Origin of the sequence: Acidovorax radicis N35 (genome assembly GCF_000204195.1) — a bacterium.
Classification (GTDB): domain Bacteria; phylum Pseudomonadota; class Gammaproteobacteria; order Burkholderiales; family Burkholderiaceae_C; genus Acidovorax; species Acidovorax radicis.
Genome location: NZ_AFBG01000020.1, coordinates 588192 through 608446, shown reverse-complemented (window position 1 = coordinate 608446; position 20255 = coordinate 588192). Strand labels below are relative to the sequence as shown.

Sequence of the window (20255 nt, the reverse complement as noted above, 5' to 3'; positions counted from 1 at the left end):
GCCTGACCACTTCAGTGGATAGCCCGAAGCGAGGTGCGCGATGACACGACCTGGCGCCTTCGGGACTGACACCCTTTTTCAATGATCAGAGAAACAGCACCATGACACCTGGCATCACCGTCTACCGCACCGCCATCGCACATGCGGCCTTGCTGGCCCTGTGTGGCGCCGCCCACGCGCAGCAGGCCACAGCCCCTGGCACCACCGAACCCACTGCGGAAAAGGCGCTCGCCCCTGTCACCGTCAATGCGGGCACTGAACAGAAAAACCCCACGGCGCCCGTCACGGGCTTTGTGGCAAAACGTGCGCTCAGCGCCACCAAGACCGACACGCCGCTCATCGAAACGCCGCAGGCCATCAGCGTGATCACCCGCGACCAAATGGAGGCCCAGGGTGTGCAAACGCTGCGCCAGGTGACGGCTTACACGGCAGGTGCCGTGTCCAACTACTTCGACAGCCGCCAGGACACCTTCAAGGCGCGCGGCGGCGACGTGACGCAGTACCTGGACGGCATGGTGCGCTTCATCGGCTACTGGAACGACACGCGGCCCGATCCATACACGCTGGAGCGCGTGGAGTTCTTGCGCGGCCCCTCGTCGGTGCTGTACGGCCAGGGCAGTGTGGGTGGCGTACTCAACCTCACCAGCAAACGCCCGCAGGCCGAGCCGCTGCGCGAGGTGCAGGTGCAGCTGGGCAACCATGCGCGCAAGCAGATCGCCGCAGACATGACTGGCAAACTCACCGAAGACGGCCAGTGGCTCTACCGCCTGGTGGCCGTGGGCCGCGACAGCGACACACAGGTGGACCACGTGCGCGATGACCGCCTGGTGATCGCCCCCACCGTGACCTGGAAGCCCAGCGCCGCCACCTCGCTCACGCTACAGTTCACGCACCAGAAGGACAAGAGCGGATCGCTGATCGGCTTCTTCCCCTGGCAGGGCACGCAGTTGCCCAACCGTTACGGCCAGATCCCCACCTCCACCTTCATCAGCGAGCCGGGCTGGGACCGCTACAACTCCGAAAGCACCTCCTGGGGCTACCTGTTCAGCCACCAAATCGACAGCGCCTGGACCGTGCGCCAGAACCTGCGCCGCAGCGTGAGCGAGGTGGACTACCGCACGCTGTACACCAGCTTTGCCGCCAACGCCGCGCTGGGCCGCCCCGCGCGCCCCGTGTTCAACGCGGACAACCGCACCGTGCTGCGCGACGCATCGTGGACACTGGGCACCGCACGCATGCTGCTGGTCGATACCCAGGTCGAAGGCAAGCTGCGCTGGGGTGACACCGAGCACACCGTGCTGGGCGGCCTGGACGTGCAGCGCAACCACTGGGGCCAGCAAAGCTGGAGGTCTGTGGCGCCCGCCATCGACGTGTACAACCCCGTCTACGGCAACTTCACGGCGCCATCGGCATCGGCCCTGGCACGCGTGCCCAGCGTGGAGCAGCGCCAGCTGGGCTTCTACGCCCAGGACCAGATCAAGTGGGGCCGCTTCACGGCCACGCTGGGCCTGCGCCACGACAACGCCAAGAGCGACACCGAAGGCCGCCCCGCAGCAGCGGCAGACGACAATGCCTGGACCAAGCGCGCTGGCGTGACCTACCAGATGGATGGCGGATGGGCACCCTATGCGGGCTATTCCGAATCCTTCCAGCCCCTGGGTGGCGCCAACCTTTTCGGCGTCCCCTTCAAGCCCCAGCGCGGCGAACAATGGGAGGCCGGCGTGAAATGGCAGCCCCCGGGCCAGGGCATCAGCGCCTTTGCCGCCGTCTACCAGTTGCGGGAGAAGAACCGCAAGACCACCGACCCGACCAACCCGCTCAACAGCCTGCAGATCGGCGAAGTGAAGGTCAAGGGCTTCGAGGCCGAGATGACCGCCAGCCTCGCCCGCAACTGGGACTGGACCGTGGGCTATGCCTTCACTGATGCCAAGATCAGCCGCAGCAACACCGGCGACCAGGGCCTGCCCGTGGCGAGCACCCCTCGCCACACGGCTTCGACCTGGCTGAGCCACCGCTTCGCCAGCGAAGGCCGCGGCGGCTGGACAGTGGGCGCCGGCGTGCGCTACACCGGCTCGCAGTGGAGCGGCACCAGCGCCATCAGCACCCCGGCCGCCACGCTAGCCGATGCCATGGTGGCGTACGACGCCGGCGACTGGCGCGTGGCCTTCAACGTAGTCAACCTGGCGGACAAGGTGCACATCACCCAGTGCCTGGCACGGGGCGATTGCTTCTACGGGCAGGCGCGGACGTATACGTTGACTTCGACGTACCGGTTTTGATGGCCATGAAGGGGAGACCGCTAGCAGCGGATGCAAGCGGTTTCCGGGAGGTATTCAGGCTGTTGGCATATCGCGCTACATCCCGAATTTGCCCACCCGACTCTGCCGTGGCATGCACGCAAGCGGCCAGCGCGACGTGGGCTTGCCGACCCCTCAACGACCCCATCTAGGTCTACTACACTGGGAATTGGAGTTCACTTTACCAAGCCCATGCAACCTAGTCCAAAGCCCTCGAAAGTGGCCGCGCTTGTCCCGGCGTGGCAATCTGCGGCATTCATCCAAGCAACCCTCGACTGTCTCTCCGCGCAGACTTACCCTCACCTGGAAGTTGTCGTCTCTGTCGATGAATGCAGTGATTCAACTTATGAGATTTGCATGGCGCATGCTCAGAAAGACTCACGCTTCAGGGTGATCTTGCAACCGCATCGGCTAGGGTACGTGGGCAACTGCAACTTTTTGTTGGATCAGACCGACGCGGATTATGTACTGTTTGCGTTTCACGATGACATCCTAAAACCCGAATACATCAGACTGCTGGCAGAAGTGCTGGACATGCGGCCAGAGGTTGTCATGAGTTATTCGGACGTGCATCTTACAAATACCAACGGAACTCAAGAGCACTGGGTATTCACTGAGCTTGAGGGTGTTCGTGACCCGGTCCAACGGGGTGCACTCATGATGAGTGGAAATAACAAATGGTGGGTGCCCAATCGAGGGCTATTTCGCCTCAAACAAGCGCGACAAATCAACGGCCTTAAAACCCATCGCGCAGGAGAGTTTTCCGCAGATTGGCCTTGGCTGTTCCATATGAGCTTGCTGGGAGAATTCGCACGCGTTCCTCAAACCCTGTGTTATAAGTATTATAAGCCGGGCAGTTTATCCCGCGGCTGGGAATTTTCCAAACGCCAACTGTATGAAGTCTACGCCGCCATAATGCGCGAAATTTGGATTTCCAACCTCACTACTGAGCAAAAAATGACGCTCGCCAGCCCTTTGGCGAGATGGCTCTACCAAAACAATCCAGATCTGAAAAAAGAGGAAAAGTGATGAACACCATCGCTTCACCCCTCTGTTCCACCTGGTTTGAAGGGCGAGTCCGCTTCATTGATCTCCCCACCCACACTGATGAGCGAGGCAATCTGCTGCCGCTCGATTTTGATAGCCTACCCTTCAAGCCACGCCGAGCATTCACGGTGACAGACGCCCCAACCGGGTCCATTCGGGGGGAGCATGGCCACCGCAGCGGGGAACAACTGCTCATTTGCTTGCATGGAAAGATCGGCCTCTTGCTAAGAAAGGGGCACGAAGAAGTTGATACTGTGCTGACGGCGGCGGGACCAGGCCTCCTGTTAGGTGCTGGCGTGTGGTGCCGCCAGACTTATTTGGTCTCGAATTCCGCGCTTTTGGTATTGGCCAGCGAACCTTATGATCCCGGATCATATGTCTCGACCTGGAATTAATACATATGCGAAATCCCCCCCGAATTGCCATCCTTGGCGCTGGAATCATGGGCTGCTCTGCAGCGCTTTTTTTTGCACGCAAAGGGATCGAAGTATCCATCTTCGATATGGCGGAACAACCGTTCAGTGCGGCGAGCCGATGGAACGAAGGAAAAATCCACTTAGGATGCCTCTACAGCGCAGATCCGTCACTAAGCACGGCGGATCACGTCATTCCCGGCGGTCTCAGATTTCGTCCATTGATAGAGGAATTGATCGGCACGTCCCTCGCTCCAGCCATTACCTCCGAAGACGACCTGTTTTTTTGCCATCGCAAATCCGTGACTTCTGCATCGGAAATGAAGACGTACATGGAGAAAGTCGTTGAGCGCGTGCGATCTCACCCGGATGCAGCGCGATATCTAGCAGATGCGTCTGAAAGTCGGGTTCACCAGCTGAGCTCTTCCGAACTGGCTGGCTTCACATCATCGCCAGATATTGTTGCAGGCTTTCGGGTTCCAGAAAGATCCGTTGATACCAATTGGGTCGCCGAGCGGTTTATACCCGCGATGGGCGCTGAAAAATTGATTCAACAATTTTTGGGAACCCGTGTCATGGCTGCACGGCCCGCAGAGATGGGCATCAACGGCACGTGGAAAATAGAGACTTCCGCAGGCATATTTGGCCCATACGATTACGTAATAAACTCGCTCTGGCAAGGCCGTTTGGCGATAGATCGAACTGCGGGACTAGAGCCGACAGGAGTTTGGTCGAACAGATACCGTCAATCGCTTTTCTTGCGCACTGCAGAACCGGTTCATACCCCTTGCGCTGTCATCGCCACCGGGCCATTCGGAGACATAAAAAACTACAACGGGCGTGATTTTTACCTCTCCTGGTATCCCGATGGTTTGCGTGTAGACAGCCCTGACATTTCACCACCGGAGCCTCATTTAGCTTCCAAAAATGCTGAAGACATATCGAACTCCATTCTCAACCATCTTCAAGCCTTATTGCCATGGGTAGCGCAAATTCGCGAGCAAGCAGAGCGTTCCACCCTTGAAGGCGGATGGGTTTTTGCCGCCGGCCAAGGAGCACTTTCGGATCGAAAATCAACGCTGCACCGCCGTTCTGATTATGGAACCACAAAATTGGGAAACTATATTTCCATCGACACCGGAAAATACTCAACGGCGCCCGCACTGGCTCAGGCACTGGTAGAAAATATCATATGAACGTGGAATAACTATCACATTTCGGTGTGATTGATAGTTTCTCAAAATCTCCTTGATTGCTTACCACCGCAGGCAGCGAGCGGCGTCGAGCAAACGACAGCCGCTGCGAACGCTCCTCCTCCGACGGCACCAGTTCAGTCTTCGGTCTGCCTGCCCTCATCGCGGTATCTCCGTTTCAAAGATACCTCACTGGTACGCGCGATAAGTACCAGTTATTTACGAGACGGGGCACCAGTCCACAGAACGGCAATTGCAGCCAGCATCAAGGACAACAACAGCACACCCCACTGGGAAAGCGTTGGAATCCCTGTAGAGGCCGCGGCCAATGCCACACCGCCCGGATCCGGGATAGCGCCATTCAGCACTAGATCATCATCCCCCAAGCCGCCATCCGTAAGTACCAGCGTGACTGTGTTGCCGGTGATCGTCGCTCCGGGGAATGGGTACCAGTGGGAAGCGCCCTGGCTCAGCGTAGGGCCGTATTTCATGTACACGGCACCGGATGGGAACGGCTGTGGATAGGTCAGCGTGATGGTCACGGCGGCACCATTGGGGCAACCTCCGACGATCACATCGAACAAGCCCTGGGGAAACACATACCCGGCCGTGCCCCCGGAAGGCGGCGAGCCCACGCCTCCGGTGCGAGGGATGAAATTCGCCTGGTCAAACCCGCAGCCCGCCGGCCCCGACAGGCTGGCATTCACCGTGCCCCCCCCGGTGGGGCTGATGCCCGTCGCCGTGGTGGGTCGCGAACGCGTCACGGTGACCGTGTAGTTTTTGGTGGAGCCGCTCTGGGCGGTCACTTGCACAGTGACCACGTTGTTGCCGACGTTCAGCGCAATGGGGGCCGACGCGTTGCCGCTGGGCGTGGCAACGCCGTTGACCATGACACTCGCACTGCCATCGGCCACGGTCGGGGTGACGGTGATGGAGCTGTCGGGCACGGTAGCGGTGTAGTTCTGCTGGGCCGCGCTGAATACCGGGCTCAGGGTGCCGCTCGACAACAACAATGCGCCCAGGTCGTTATTCGACGAGACCGCACGCGTCACGGTGACCGTGTAGGTCTTGGTGGTGCCATTCTGCGCGGTGACCACGACCGTGACGGTGTTCGCACCGGTGTTCATGGCGATGGCGTCGGAGGCATTGCCGCTGGCCACGGCAACGCCGTTGACCGTCACCGCGGCGTTCGGTTCATTGACCGTCGGCGTGACGGTGATGCTGGTGGTCGCGGCCGCGATCGACATCGTGTAGCCCGTGGTGCTCGGCGCAAACGCCGGGCTGATGCTGCCGCCCAGCAACGCCAGGGCCGACAGGTTGGCGTCGCCCGATCCCGCCCGCGTCACCGTCACGGTGTAGGTCTTGGTGGTGGTGCCATCCTGCGCTGTCACGACGGTGGCAATGGTGTTGGCACCCACCGCCAGCGCAATCGCGCCCGAGGCATTGCCGCTGGTGGTGGCCACCCCGTTCACTGTGACGCTGGCAGTGGCATCGGCCACGGTGGGCGTCACGGTGAGTGAGGTGGTGGCGTTGCCGACACTGGCCGTGTAGCTGATGGTGCCAGCGGCAAAGGCAGGCGCCAAGGTGCCACTGGACAGGGACAGCGCAGACAGATCAGCGTCACTCGAAGGCAGCGCACGCGTGATGGTCACGGTGTAGCTTTTGGTCGCGCTGTTCTGGGCGGTGACGACGATGGTGACCGTGTTACTGCCCGGGTTCATCGCGATGGCACCCGAGGCGGCCCCGCTGGTGACAGCCACCCCGTTGACGGTGATGCTGGAGGTGCCCGCGGCCGCGGTGGGGGTGACGGTAAGGCTGGAGGTGCCGGCCGCGATGGAGGCGACATAGCCCGTCGTGCCCGACGCGAACACCGGGCTCAGGGTGCCGTTAGAGAGGCTCAGCGCAGACAAGTCAGCGTTGGACGACGCGGCACGGGTCACGGTGACGGTATACGTCTTGGTCGTGGTGCCATCCTGGGCCGTAACGACCGTGGTCAGGGTGTTGCTGCCCACATTGAGCGCAATCGCGCCAGAGGCATTGCCGCTGGTCGTGGCCACACCGTTCACGGTGACGCTAGCGGTACCGGCGGCCACGGTCGGGGTCACGGTGAGCGAGGTGGTGGCGTTGCTGACGCTGGCCGTGTAGCTGGTGGTGCCAGCTGCAAACACAGGCGCCAAGGTGCCGCTGGACAGCGACAGCGCAGACAAGTCGGCATTGGACGACCCGGCCCGGGTCACGGTCACGGTGTAGCTCAGCGGCGTGCCGTTCTGCGCGGTGACGGCGACGGTGATGGTGTTGCTGCCGACGTTCAGCGCAATCGCGCCCGAGGCGTTGCCGCTGGTGGTGGCCACGCTATTGACGGTAACGCTCGCAGTGGCGTCGGCCACGGTCGGAGTGACGGTCAGCGACGTGGTGGCATTGCCCACGCTGGCCGTATAGCTGATGGTGCCCGAGGCAAACACCGGGGCCAGGGTGCCGCTTGAAAGCGACAGCGCGCCCAGCTGGTTGTTGCCCGACGCAGCACTGCGGGTGACCGTGGCGGTGTAGGTGCTGGTCGTGGTGCCGTCCTGGGCGGTCACGACGGTGGTAATCGTGTTGGAGCCCACTGCCAACGCAATGGCCCCCGACGCATTGCCGCTGGTGACAGCGACCCCGTTGACGGTGACGCTGGCAGTGGCGTCGGCCACGGTGGGCGTGGCGGTGAGCGACGTTGTAGTGAAGGGCACGCTGGCCGTGTAGGAGGTGGTACCCGAAGCGAACACGGGGTTCAAAGTACCTACCGAGAGCGCTAGGTTGCTCAGGTTGGCATTGCTCGAGGGCGGTGCCGCGCGCGTGACGGTGATGGTGTAGGTCTTGGTAGTGCTTCCGTCGAGGGCTGTGACGACCGTGGTGATGGTGTTGGAGCCGACGTTCAACGCGATCGCACCCGAAGCAGCGCCGCTGGTCACAGATACGCCGTTCACCGTGATGGTCGCGCCGGGCGTGTCTATGGTGGGCGTGACAGTGGTGCTGGTCACTGCGTTGGTGACCGCAAAGCCGTAGCTGGTTGTGGCGGCCAAGAATGAAAAGCCGCCGGACGACGCCGACAGGGCACTCAAGTCGGCATTGCCGGTGGGCTCTGTGAACACGAAGTTGTTGAAACCTTCCTGCCACAACTTATTAGGCTGACTGGGGTGTCCGGTGCTTGTAATCCGGATTTCGTCCACATTCCTGAATGCCGGCGGCAGATTGACGGTGCTACTGATTCCGCCGGGATGAGCCATGAAGGGATGCGTAGCGCCCGTGCCCACACCGTCGATGTAGCCGGTCGCGGTATAGGTAGCTCCCATGACCTGCGCATCCTGAATGACGAAACTCGCAATGCCGAACAGACGTTGCAACTGGCTTTTGACAATCAGGCTTCCGACTGGGAGGAACGTGTCGAAGACCAGCATGGAATTGCTGCCGCTACCGGTCAGGTCGTAGTTTGTGACATCGCCAGTGCGTGTGTTGCCAACGTTAGCAAAGTAAATCTCGTATTCGATGTTGGGGAAATGGATCTGGGCTGACAGGTTGCTGTCGAGGAACTTGGGTACCGTGAAGGTGTTGTCCGCGAGGGTCGGATTGATCGACAAGGTGCCGGCTACGGCAGGCAGCACGTGGCGATAGGAGGGAAAGGCCAGCACCGCACTGCGCAGCGGACCAGTACGCCGCTCCAGCAGCCAGTCGCCGCCTTGCGCGGCATCCCCAGTGAAATTGGTAGACGCCGCCACCCGCGCACCGGTGGCATCGGCCAACATGGCTATGAACTCCTGGCCCTCAGCGCCATGGGCTACCTCACAACCGTACAACAGCAGATCGGCCCCGCTCCCAAAGGCCGCACGAATGCGCGCCAAGTCCGCTCCCCGCTCCCGCAGCGCCTGGCGGTCAAGTGTCAGGGAGCCCAAACCCAATGCACCCTTGGTGCCGTGCGAAATCAAATGCACAGCTGCAAGATTCTTTCGCTCGGCCAACACATCGGCCATCTGGCGCAAGCCGTCAGCCTGGGCATCCAGCAACACAACCTCGAAATCCGCCCCGGCCTCAGCCATCAACTGCTGGTAGTCGGCCACATTGCTCTCGATGAACAAGATACCGGGGGGCTGGAAGGCGGGTGCCAAGGGAGCCCCAGCGAGGGCCGAGGAAGCCGCAGTGAGAAAAATCCACGCCAGGCCGATGCAACAAAGCGCCTGCAAAAAGGCGAATTTTCTGGTTAGTTTCTTCACTGCGCCCACTCCCTGATATTTATAAGTGCACGCAGTTAATCATGATTTTCAATAAACAACTATCTTTTAATTGATCGCTTCAATGAAAGCGAGTGGGTGCGATGCGCCGCTCTTTTTTTCCCGCGCTGCGGCACCACCAACCCGGGTGCGCTGTTTCGCTGCGAGGTCGGCTCAGGATTCACACCAATAGCGAACAGCTGCCCGATCAAGACGCTGGTCTCTCCGAGATATTGGGAGCACAAGTAAAAAAGCCCAACGCCGATGTTCTTCGGCGCGGGCCTCAAGAGCCTGTTCAAAATCGTCTTCCCGTGCTGACTTGCTGCAAAGCAGATGCGGTGAAAGGCCTTGAACAGGTTCTCGGCCTTTTCACACCATCGCTTCGCGGAATTTCTCGCACCTGCCGCCGCCCGAGGCTCAGGCCTCGTCCGGCGTCGGCTTTGGCAACCGAGGTGACGAGAGTGCATGGGATGGTGCGGCGGCTGCTGGAAGCAGCACAAAGCCAATCTGACGAAGCGGAAGAATTTGCATTCAAGGCCGGAGAATAATCCTGTGAACCGCGCCCTTTCGGCCGCGAACCCTTTTTGGCACACACACGCAGGGCATGCCGATGTGGGTTTGTGAGCTATCGGACTGCAAAAGAGTAGAGGGGCTTTGTGACATCTGAACAATATGAGGGACTGGTCCACAACCTGTACCAAGCAGCCACGGGCACGCGGCCTTGGCACGAAGTGCTGCAAGTGTTGGTCGATCAGTTCAAGGGACGCTTTTGCCAACTGGTGGCAGTGGATCGCCGCACGGGCCGCATGGCGTTGACGCTGCACTCATCCGGCTCACCCATGGAGGGCGTGCTGGATTACATGTGCGAATACCACCGCCTGGATCCACACTTGGCCCATGTCGCGGTGCAACCTCCGGGCACCGTGTTCAACTCTGACGACTTAATTCCAGCCCGAGAGGCGCAGGTTCATCCGTACTACCGAAACTTCTGGTCGGTTTACGGTGTGCGCTACATGTCGGGCGGAAAGGTGGCGGAGGACGAGGATTTTGTCGTCTTTTTCGGGTTGCTCCGCAGCCCTGCGCAGGGGCGGTTCGACGCCGGGGCAGATGCGAGCCTGGCAAGCCTGTTCGTGCATATCAAGAAAGCTTTTGCAGAATACCGGCGCTCAGCCAACGGGCGCCGAGCGAGCACTGGCCAGCTGATGATTGAGCAGGCAGAGCGCCCCATTTTGCTTCTGGGATCGGATCGCTTTGTGGTGCATGCCAATGCTGCCGCGCAGCAGTTGTTGAGTGAAGCTGAGGTGATCGTTGCGCGTAGCGGCTATATCGGTTGCCCCAGTGCGCAAGCGGAAGAGGCGCTTTTGCGGGCTCTCCACGGGCTGAAACTGGCGGAGGGGGAGTATCCGCAAACCCCAGAGCGCGTGGACCGCCGGTCCTTTGCACTGCAGGGTGTGCAAGGTCGCCCGATTCCCGCGTGCACATGGGCGCTGCGGCCTGCGGAAACAATGGGCGCTTTTGGCGATACGCCGCGTGCCATGCTGATCGTGGACATGCTTGTGCCTATGGCCCGAGGCATACAACCGCGCCAGCATGATGCGATCGATGTGCCGCGCCTGGCGCTGATCCGGCGTGACATCCTGGCCCGCATCGACCGGCCCGAACTGAGCCTGGAACAGATCGCGCGCCAGCACCATCTCACGCCGCGCCAGGTGCAGCGCCTGTTTGCGCGCGAGGACACTTGCTTTTCCGATTTCGTGCGGCAGGCGCGACTACAGCGGGCGCGGGACATGCTGAGCGACCCCGCGCAGCGCCACCGCCGCGTGCTGGAGATTGCGCTGGATAGCGGTTTTGACGACTTCTCCGCCTTCAGTCGGGCGTTTCGCCGCCACTTCGGCATGACACCGAGCGAGGCGCGCGGACTGACGGGCTGAGCAGCTCTACGCAGTGCCCATGTCGCATTGGGCACAACGATTGTCGCTGCCGTCCATGACGCGGCATGGCGTGTTCCCAAGAATCGCTGGAGCCCCGGGCACATTGTGTGACGGGAATTCCTTCCAGCATTTTTTGCGTGCTCCATGCCATCTCTTACACGAACATCCACCGCTCCCGGAGCTCCCTTGCGCCGCCTCCGCCAATACGCTACCGCCGTGGCGCTCGCAAGCGCCTGCGCCTGCGCGGGAGCCACGCCTTTTGCCATCACCTACACCGGCACCATCAGCGACTCTTTGATGCCGGAAATCATCAACGGCCAAAACTACACCGTCACCCTCGTTTTCGACAACCGCGACGACAACACGGCCATCAACCAGCTCTGGATAGGCGCGCACCTGACTTGCACCATCTGGCGCATGAACAACACGGGCAATGTGGTGTTCGCGCAAGACCTCGTGGCTCGGCCACCCACGGTCGTGGGCACCACTACGACCAACGCAGTGGGTGCGTTGACCTCGATCTTTACCGAGGTACGCGACACCATGATTCCCGCCGGTGCTTACACCGCCAGCGGCGTTGCCTTGACAGCACCGGTGCATTGGTTCGCCAATGGCGGCAACGCCGTTTTTGCAGATAGCACGAGCGGCTATCGCACCTTCCGAGACTCAGGACCCGGCGTACTGATGAACATCGCCAACTGGAGCGCCCCCCAGCCGTTCAGTGGGCCGTGTTCCGCGTTCGCCAGCCCCGAAGCTGCAACTGCTGTTCCCACCCTGGGCGAGTGGACCATGGTGCTGCTGGGTTTAGCGACAGCAGTCGTCGGCGCTCGCCGCCTGCGCCGCCATTCCCGGCAAACTGGTGGAACTGGGCATCCGAAGCAAATTCGCGGCTAGCTCGAACATACTTTTGCAGCGTGCTCCTGTGTTGTGAAGCCCGCGGAGCCCCTGTTTCCGGCGCGGCTTGTTGTTTGCCACCCACATCCGCAGGCCAAAAGGTGTTTACCCCTGTGGCGCCGCCTATTTCCGCCCAGTAGCATCCTTCTCCGTTGCAATGTGCAACTCACATCACCACAGGCATAAAGCTTGCTTGTAGCGACGGCCCGAAGGCATGTACCCCATGTGTTTTGGCCCGTGATGATTTGTCATCAAACAAAATTTGATAAAGGAAACCTTGCTAATGAAAACGATTAACCGCTGCGCCGTGGCCGCGCTGGCCTTGGTTGGGACATCTGCTGCGCTTGCCCAGAGCAGCGTCACCCTGTACGGCCGGATCAACACCACGTTCGAGCACCAAAAAGAAGGCAATGTCTCCAAGACCGGCCTGTTCAACAACTCCTCCCGCTTCGGCTTCAAGGGCCAGGAAGATCTGGGCGGCGGTTTGATGGCAGGCTTCCAGCTGGAAAGCGGCTTTGACTCCAGCAGCGGCGCTTCGGACTCCCGCGGCATCTTCGCGCGCCAGAGCGAAGTGAACCTGGCTGGCGGCTTCGGCATGGTGCGTCTGGGCAACTTCACTTCGGAGTCCTACTACGCCACCGCTGACTTCATCAGCAACCACAACCACGACACCGGTTCGTCGTCGGATGCGCTGTACGCCTACCCTGCACGCGACGTGAACAAGATCGCCTACCGCACCCCCAGCTTTGGCGGCGCAACGGTAGAAGCCGGCTGGGCCATGCACGAGCAAGCCAACGGCACCGGCGGCAAGAACAGCCTCGACCTGGCCGCCAACTACGAAATCGGCAAACTGGGCTTGGGCGCTGGCTACTCCAAGCTGGACGACCAGAACCAGTTCGCAGTGCGTGCTTCGTACTCGACCGGTCCCTTCGTGGTCGGCGCCTACGTGCAACGCGACAAGAACGTGTTCATCGCCAACGGCGGCAACCGCACCAACGTGCGCCTGTCGGGCGCCTACATCATGGGCGTGTCCGAGTTCCACCTGAACGTGGGCCGTGCCGGCAAGTACTCCCACGTGGCCGACAGCGCTGCCACCCAATACACGGTGGGCTACAACTACAACCTGAGCAAGCGCACCAAGATCTACACCTACTACACCCGCATCAACAACAACCACAACGCCAGCTACGGCGTGGCCACTGCGGGCAACGACTTCAGCTCCTTCGCCATGGGCGTGCGCCACAACTTCTGATGGCCCCACACCCGCTGCTGCCCTAACTGGTGGGAGGGCAGAGACACAGCTATTTACCCCGCACTTCTTTTGGGAGTGCGGGGTTTTTTTGCGCCCAGCGAAAGTGCATGGACGGACAGTTGCCACGGGGAATGTGGGGGATTGCCTTGTGCACCCACCCCCTCTCACACCGTGCAACGCGAACTGCGCTGGAACCGGCAGACTGCCAAGCTTGCACGATAAAGTGCCAAAAACCTCTCGATGCCCGCCAAACGCCCCCACTTGGCGCAGTCCGCCCGCGATGGACCACATGCCTCGCGGATCAAGCGATCACCGCCCCAGCACGGCCACCTGCATTTCGGTGCGAATCTCAAACCCCAGGCTTTCGTACAAGGCAATGGCCGCTTCGTTGGTAGCCCAGGCATGCAGAAAAGGCTGGTCCCCGCGTTGCTGAATGGCGTGGGCGACCACCGATGAAAGCCGACGGGCAAAGCCGCGCCCCCGAAAATCAGGATGGACACACACACCGCTGACCTCCGTACCGCCTTCAAAACGCATGCGTTCCCCCGCCATGGCCACCAGAACGCCGTCAGACCGGATACCCACGAAGCGGCCCATGGTGTGGGTGCGCGCAAGGAACGGACCAGGCTCGGTCAGCCGCGCCAAGGCCAGCATCTCGGCAGCGTCGGCATCGCCAAGCGCCACAACCACCTCGGCACCAGTCTCTGCAGCAATGGCCCGGCCGGCCAACATCTGCACGCCCTGGGCTCGGCGAAGGGCCTGCATCCCCTTGGGTACCGGGATGGGTTGCGCTTGCAGCACGAAGACCGATTCCCCCTCGGTCACTAGGTCGGCTACCGCCGCTAGGCTGGCGCCATCGTCATCTCGGGCCGATGCAAACAAATTGACATCGCGCCGGTAGCGTTTGGCTAGTCCGCCGCCTTCGGCCAGATCGGGCGCAAAGGTCAGCGATGCCCAGACGGGGCGGTCAAAAGGGTTGATCGTGGTCATCGTGTTTTTTCCTTTCCTGGGTAGTGGGGAGTGCTTTTGCCTTTGCGCTTGCGGGTGGCTTGCTCCGTGGCGATGGAGGCCGCCGAGCGCTGCAGGAGCGACGTGCGCGCAAGCCCCGCTTCCAGGGCAGCCAACTGGTCCAGCAAAGGCCCTTCAAGCGATGCACACACCTGGGCGACCGAGGCCTCCAGCACGGGCCAGACATCGCGCTGCGCCCGCTGGACCAATGCCTGGCCTTGCGGGCTGAGCGCTACGCGGCGCACACGCCGGTCGCCTTCCACCGCCTCCGACTGCACCAACCCGCTGTCTTCCAGCCCTTTCAAGGAGCGGGTGACCACAGGCTGGCTGACGCCGACGGCCTGGCTCAGCTCGCCCACGCCCAGTGCGCCATGCCAGTCCAGTGCCGCCAAGAGCGGGAAATGCGCTGCGGGCATATCGATGCCATGTTCAGTCAGCAGTGACTGCGTTTGCGCCTGAAGCGCCTCGCCTATGCGCTTGAAGCGCGTGCCCAGAGTGAGGAATCCGAGTTCCTTGACGACGTCTTCGATCATGGTTTATTGTCTTAGATATATATCATGATATGCATTTGACAGCCTACGTCAACGGATTTCTTTACAGCTGCCTTGGCACTTCCTGCCAGGATGATTTCCAACGCACAAAAACAAAAGCCTGCAGACGATCTCACAGGAATGCTCCTAAAAGATCGCCCGCAGGCCCTGACTGAATTACCCAGGCTGCGGGGATCCGCGCAGCCCAGGCGTGCCGGGCATCCAGCCCCTTAAACGTTCATGATCGACACCAGGCGCGTGTTCAGGTGCGCCTCGATGGCCTCGGGGCCACCTTCCGATCCATAGCCCGAATCCTTGAGCCCGCCAAACGGCAGCTCGGCCGCTGGTGCCGCGGCCTGGTTGATCCACAACATGCCCACTTCCAGACGCTGGGCCAGCAGGTGCGCATTTTTCAGCGAGGTGGTGAAGGCGTAGCCAGCCAGGCCAAACGGCAGGCGGTTGGCCTCGGCAATGGCGTCTTCGATCTTGGTGAACCCGCGCACGGCGGCCACTGGGCCAAAGGGTTCTTCGTTGACGATGCGGGCCGACAGGGGCACGTCGTTCAGCACGGTGGGCTGGAAGAAGTTGCCTTCGCTGCCAATGCGCTCGCCACCCGTTACCAGCGTGGCGCCCTGCTGCACGGCGTCGGCCATCAGGTCGGCCATGGCGGTGATGCGGCGGGGGTTGGCCAGCGGTCCCATCTGCGTGCCTGCGGTCAGGCCGTCGCCCACCTTCAGGCCCCGGGCGTACTTGGCAAACGCGGCCACGAAGTCGGCGCGAATGCTTTCGTGCACCAGGTAGCGCGTGGGCGAGATGCAGACCTGGCCTGCGTTGCGGAACTTGGAACCGCTGGAGATCTTGATGGCCAGCTCGAGGTCAGCGTCCTCCGCCACGATCACCGGCGCGTGGCCGCCCAGCTCCATCGTCACGCGCTTCATGTGCTTGCCCGCCAGCGCCGCCAGCTGCTTGCCCACGGGCGTGGAGCCGGTGAACGTGACCTTGCGGATGATGGGGTGCGGGATCAGGTAGCTGGAGATTTCAGCCGGGTCGCCATAGACCAGGCCCACGGTGCCGGCGGGCACGCCGGCATCGGCAAATGCGCGGATCAACTCGGCGGGGCTGGCGGGGGTTTCTTCGGGTGCCTTCACCAGGATGGAGCAGCCCGCGCCCAGCGCGGCGGCCAGCTTGCGCACCACCTGGTTGATAGGAAAATTCCACGGCGTGAACGCGGCGACGGGGCCCACGGGGTCCTTGAGCACCATCTGGGTGGCCTTGAGGTTGCGCGAAGGCACGATGCGGCCATAAACCCGCAGTGATTCGTCGGCGAACCATTCGATGATGTCGGCCGAGGCCATGGTTTCGACCTTGGCCTCGGCCAGGGGTTTGCCCTGCTCTTGCACCATGATGGCGGCAATCGCATCGGCGCGTTCGCGCATCAGTGCAGCGGCGCGCCGCATGGTCTTGGCGCGCTCGGCGGCGGGGATGTCGCGCCAGGCTTCAAAGCCCTTTTGTGCTGCGTCCAATGCGCGGTCCAGATCCCCCTTGGTGGCATAGGCCACGCGGCCGATTTCTTTGCCGGTGGAGGGGTTGAACACGGCAATGGTTTTGCCTTCGGCGGCGTCTTGCCACTGGCCTGCGATGAAGAGCTGGGTGTTGGGATAGGTCATGAGCGTTGGGGTCAGCCAAAAAATCAAAAAAACAACTATACGCCTGCGATGATGGCTGTGTATTTCAAGGAGATTGCATGCGAGAAGTAGTCCAAAGCCTCGAAGAGTCGCGCATCCGCGAGGTGGCCAACGAGGGCCTGGGACGCAGCGATGTGCTGAAGTTCTGGTTTGGCGAGAGCGACGAGGTGACGCCCGATTTCATCCGCGACGCGGCCATTGCGTCGCTGCAAAAGGGCGAGACCTTTTATGCCCACAACCTGGGGCTGCCCGAACTGCGCCACGCGATTGCGGGCTACATGCACGGCCTGCACCCGCAGCAGCACACCGATGCGTGGTTTGACCGCATTGCGGTCACCTCGGGCGGCGTCAACGGCCTGATGGTGGCCGTGCAGGCGCTGGTGGACGCGGGCGACGAGGTGGTGCTGGTGACCCCCGTGTGGCCCAACCTGGTGGCGCAGCCGCGCATTCTGGGCGCACAGGTGCGCACCGTGCCGCTGGTGGCGGATGCAGACGGCGCGTGGCGGCTGGACATGGATGCGCTGCTGGCGGCCATCACACCCGGCACGCGCCTCCTCGTCGTCAATGCGCCCAACAACCCCACGGGCTGGACGCTGACGCGCGAGGAACAGGCCACCATCCTGGCGCACTGCCGCCGCACAGGCACCTGGATCCTGGCGGACGAGGTGTACGAACGGCTGTACTACGCGGGCGACACGTCCAACAGCGCGGCCCCCAGCTTTCTGGACGTGGCCGAACCCGAGGACCGCCTGGTGGTGACGCACAGTTTTTCCAAGAGCTTCTTGATGACCGGCTGGCGACTGGGCTGGCTGGTGCTGCCGCCGTCAATGACGCCCGCCGTGGGCAAATTGATCGAATTCAACACCTCGTGCGCGCCGGTGTTTGTGCAGCGCGGAGCCACGGTGGCGCTGCAGCGCGCGGAGGAGGTAACGCCTGCGCTGGTCGCGCATTTGCGTACCTGCCGCGACACGCTGGTGCCGCTGCTGGCCGATGTACCGGGGGTGTCGTTGGCCAAGCCGCTGGGGGGCATGTATGCGTTCTTTCACATCGACGGGCATGACGAGTGTTTGACGCTGGCTAAGCGGTTGGTGCGGGAGGCGGGGTTGGGATTGGCGCCGGGCAGTGCGTTCGGAGGTGAGGCAGCGGGGTGGCTGCGGTGGTGTTTTGCGAGTCGGGATGTGGGGAGGTTGGAGGAAGGGGTGGGGAGGTTGAGGGGGTGGTTGAAGGGGTGATGGAGAGAGATTTTTGAACGATTTTTGCCGCTAGCGCTTGTGGGATGAGCGGTATTAGCTATTATTTTTATAGCTATTGGTTCTTGCTTCTGCCGTTCGGGTTGAGCCTGTCGAAGCCTGGGCTCGTGTGCTGATCTGGCCCCGTGCCTTTGCAAAGGGCGGAGGCCGGGAGTCGCCCGGCATGCGAGTAACTTTCTTTCGCGTCGCCGAAAGAAAGTCACCAAAGAAAGGGCGACCCTGCTGTCTGCGACCCCTTCGCTGCGCTGCGGGGCAACCTGGGGTGCTCGGTCACGGGGTGCACCGCAGAACTCACTGCGCGCCTGCGGCGCTCCGCTCGGACAACTGCGGTGAGTCAGTTCACGACGCATGTGTGTCCTTCGGCACACATGCCACCCCGCGCCCTGCGCGCCCCAGGCGCATCCAGAAGGGAACCCACCGGGATCGGACATCCATTCGGGCCGTCGCTGCGCTCGGCCCCACCTGCGCAGCGCGTGGCGCTTGCGCCCGCGAAACGCGGCCGAGCGAAGCGATGGCCCGTGTGGCTGTTCGGCTGTTGGAGGTTCGGCTGTCCACCCCCTGCTGGCTGCGCCTGCGGCGGGGCGGTTGCGGGGTGAGCATGGGCGTCGCAGCGCCCATGCTTCGTGCTCTAGCTCGCCGTGGTTGTCCGAGCGGCGCTGCGCAGCAGCAAAGCGAGTTCCACGGCGCACCCCGCAACCGCCCCGACGCAGGTTTGCCCCGCAGCGAAGCGAAGGGGTCGCAGACTGGGGGTCGCCTTTTCTTTGGTGACTTTCTTTTGGCGACCCAAAAGAAAGTTACTCGCATGCCGGGCGACTCCCGGCCTCCGCCCTCAACCAAGGCACACGGCACGTTCAGCTCACGGCTTCGACAAGCTCAGCCAGAACGGCCGCGAGAAACTCAGACACTATAAAAACAATAGCCGCTAGCGCTTATTTCACAAGCGCTAGCAGCCAAAAACACTCGAAAAATTACCCAAAGACAACTACTGAGTCACCTGCGCCAACTTCACAGCAGGCTGATCCCCCCACCCTCCACCCAGCGCCCGAATCAACCCCACCGTCGCCACATACTGCGCCGTCCGCACCTGCAACTCCTGCCGCCGATTGCGCAACTCGCTGCGCCGCGCGTCCAGCAACTCCAGCTGGCTCACCAAGCCGTTGCGATACCGCGCATCCGACAACTGCGTCGCCCGCCGCGCGGCAGTCACCGCACGCCCTTGCGCCTCGGCCTGGCCGGACAGCAAACGCAGCGAGGTCAGCTGATCCTCCACGTCACGAAACGCATTGAGCACCTGTCCACGGTGGTCGGCCAGCGCGGCCTCCATGCGGGCCTTCGCCCCCTCGATCTGCGCATCGCGCTGGCCGCCGTCAAAGATCGGCAGCGACAGCAGCGCACTCACACCCCAGGCGCGGGCCGACCACTTGAACAAATCACCCAGCTCCGGCGATGCATGCCCCGCGTTGCCCGTGAGCGTGACGGCCGGGAACCACGCTTTCTGCGCCACGCCCACACGAGCCTGCGCAGCCAGCACGGCCGTCTGGGCGGCCGACACATCGGGCCGGCGCGCCAGCACCGTGCCAGGCACGCCCGGCGGGATCACGGGCAGCGCGGCGTCGCCCGTCGCGGCTGGCAACACAAAGCCGCTGGCCACCTCGCCCGCCAGCACGGCCAGCGCGTTGGTCAACAACGCTTGCTGGCGTTGCAGGGCCAATGCTTCGGATTCGGTGGCCGCCACTTCCGTCTGCACGCGGGCCACATCCAGCTCGGCCACGTCGCCCGCCTGCAGGCGGCGCTGCGTGAGGCGCAGCGTGCCTTCGTAGGCAGACAAGCTCTCTTGCACCAGCACCTGCTCGGCCTGCACGGCGCGCAGCTGCAGATAGGTTTGCGCCACGTCGGCCTGCACCATCAGGCGCGTGCTTTGCAGCAAGGCTTCGCGCGTGTCGGCGTCCAGACGTGCGGCGTCGCTGGTTTGCGAGAGGCGGCCAAACAGGTCCAGCTCGTACGAGGCATTGAGCCCCGCCGTACCCAGCGTGGCGGGTGCCGCGCTGCCGGTGGTGTTGGCCCCCCCCTGGCGAGAAACACCTGCCGAGGCACCGACCTGGACGGAGCGCGCGGCGTCTGCCGAGCGCAGCAGCGTGCGCGCTTCGGCCAATCGCGCTGCGGCCTGCTGGATGCTGGTGTTGGCGTTGCCCGAGCGCTGGATCAAATCGGCCAGCACCGGGTCTTGAAAACCGAGCCACCACTCGCCGCGCGGCTGCGCTTCGGCGGGGGCAGCGACTGTCCAGGGCGCCGTGGGCAATGCGTCGCCGCCTGCGGTGAAGCTGGTGGGCACGGGCACACCCGCATGCGGCGCGGGGGCCACGGGCTGCGTCATGCAACCAGCCAGCACCAGGGCGGCGGCCAGGGGCGCCAGCAGGCTGCGCTTGCGCGTTGCGCGGGCACCATCGGTGGAGTTTTTCTTCAATAGCAAATCGGTCATGGTTGGTCTCCTGCCCCGGCCGATGCACCCGCCGC

The 20255-nt window shown here is 62.5% G+C and carries 14 protein-coding genes; 9 read left to right on the top strand and 5 right to left on the bottom strand.

Annotated elements, in window-relative coordinates; genetic code table 11:
* Positions 1-101 precede the first annotated feature (101 nt).
* From ARADN35_RS0116545 to ARADN35_RS27425, 4 genes are all read left to right on the top strand, one after another.
* Positions 102-2279: a TonB-dependent siderophore receptor gene (locus ARADN35_RS0116545; protein WP_010464045.1), complete on the top strand. Its 2178-nt coding sequence runs from the start codon at positions 102-104 to the stop codon at positions 2277-2279.
* A gap of 210 nt (positions 2280-2489) precedes the next feature.
* Entirely contained in the window at positions 2490-3326 is an 837-nt protein-coding gene (locus ARADN35_RS0116540) for a glycosyltransferase family 2 protein (protein WP_181147569.1), read from the top strand.
* Positions 3326-3739 (top strand): sugar 3,4-ketoisomerase, encoded by a 414-nt coding sequence (locus ARADN35_RS27430; RefSeq protein WP_010464043.1) that lies wholly within the window; start codon positions 3326-3328, stop codon positions 3737-3739. Before ARADN35_RS0116540 ends, ARADN35_RS27430 begins: the two co-directional genes overlap by 1 nt.
* Before the next feature lie 5 nt (positions 3740-3744).
* Complete coding sequence (locus ARADN35_RS27425; RefSeq protein ID WP_081474653.1) at positions 3745-4953, top strand: FAD-dependent oxidoreductase; 1209 nt, start codon at positions 3745-3747, stop codon at positions 4951-4953.
* Between the two features lie 212 nt (positions 4954-5165).
* On the opposite strand, the gene ARADN35_RS0116535 is transcribed toward ARADN35_RS27425, so the two are convergent.
* The gene (locus tag ARADN35_RS0116535; RefSeq protein ID WP_029414098.1) at positions 5166-9089 is read right to left on the bottom strand and encodes an IPTL-CTERM sorting domain-containing protein; all 3924 of its coding nucleotides are present in this window, start codon (positions 9087-9089) and stop codon (positions 5166-5168) included.
* A gap of 206 nt (positions 9090-9295) precedes the next feature.
* On the opposite strand from ARADN35_RS0116535, the gene ARADN35_RS28000 reads away from it, so the two are divergent.
* The 4 genes from ARADN35_RS28000 (at position 9296) to ARADN35_RS0116515 (ending at position 13268) form a co-directional block, all read left to right on the top strand.
* Positions 9296-9739: a hypothetical protein gene (locus tag ARADN35_RS28000; protein ID WP_139019203.1), complete on the top strand. Its 444-nt coding sequence runs from the start codon at positions 9296-9298 to the stop codon at positions 9737-9739.
* Positions 9740-9847: 108 nt separating this feature from the next.
* Entirely contained in the window at positions 9848-11122 is a 1275-nt protein-coding gene (locus ARADN35_RS27015; protein ID WP_010464041.1) for a helix-turn-helix transcriptional regulator, read from the top strand.
* A gap of 186 nt (positions 11123-11308) precedes the next feature.
* The gene (locus ARADN35_RS0116520; RefSeq protein WP_010464040.1) at positions 11309-12016 is read left to right on the top strand and encodes an IPTL-CTERM sorting domain-containing protein; all 708 of its coding nucleotides are present in this window, start codon (positions 11309-11311) and stop codon (positions 12014-12016) included.
* Positions 12017-12299: 283 nt separating this feature from the next.
* On the top strand, positions 12300-13268 hold the full coding sequence (locus ARADN35_RS0116515; RefSeq protein WP_010464039.1) for a porin: 969 nt from the start codon (positions 12300-12302) through the stop codon (positions 13266-13268).
* 309 nt (positions 13269-13577) lie between these two features.
* Here the strand turns inward: ARADN35_RS0116515 and ARADN35_RS0116510 are convergent, their stop codons facing one another.
* The 3 genes from ARADN35_RS0116510 to ARADN35_RS0116500 form a co-directional block, all read right to left on the bottom strand.
* A complete protein-coding gene (locus ARADN35_RS0116510; protein ID WP_010464038.1) occupies positions 13578-14258 on the bottom strand; it encodes a GNAT family N-acetyltransferase in 681 nt (226 codons plus the stop codon).
* Complete coding sequence (locus tag ARADN35_RS0116505) at positions 14255-14809, bottom strand: MarR family winged helix-turn-helix transcriptional regulator (protein ID WP_010464037.1); 555 nt, start codon at positions 14807-14809, stop codon at positions 14255-14257. The genes ARADN35_RS0116510 and ARADN35_RS0116505 overlap by 4 nt, the downstream gene beginning before the upstream one ends.
* A gap of 227 nt (positions 14810-15036) precedes the next feature.
* Entirely contained in the window at positions 15037-16473 is a 1437-nt protein-coding gene (locus tag ARADN35_RS0116500) for an NAD-dependent succinate-semialdehyde dehydrogenase (RefSeq protein ID WP_010464036.1), read from the bottom strand.
* 77 nt (positions 16474-16550) lie between these two features.
* Between ARADN35_RS0116500 and ARADN35_RS0116495 the strand changes: the two genes are divergently transcribed.
* A complete protein-coding gene (locus ARADN35_RS0116495; RefSeq protein ID WP_010464035.1) occupies positions 16551-17723 on the top strand; it encodes a pyridoxal phosphate-dependent aminotransferase in 1173 nt (390 codons plus the stop codon).
* A gap of 1000 nt (positions 17724-18723) precedes the next feature.
* On the opposite strand, the gene ARADN35_RS0116490 is transcribed toward ARADN35_RS0116495, so the two are convergent.
* Positions 18724-20220, bottom strand: a complete 1497-nt coding sequence (locus ARADN35_RS0116490; protein ID WP_010464034.1) for an efflux transporter outer membrane subunit — start codon at positions 20218-20220, stop codon at positions 18724-18726.
* Between the last annotated feature and the right edge of the window lie 35 nt (positions 20221-20255).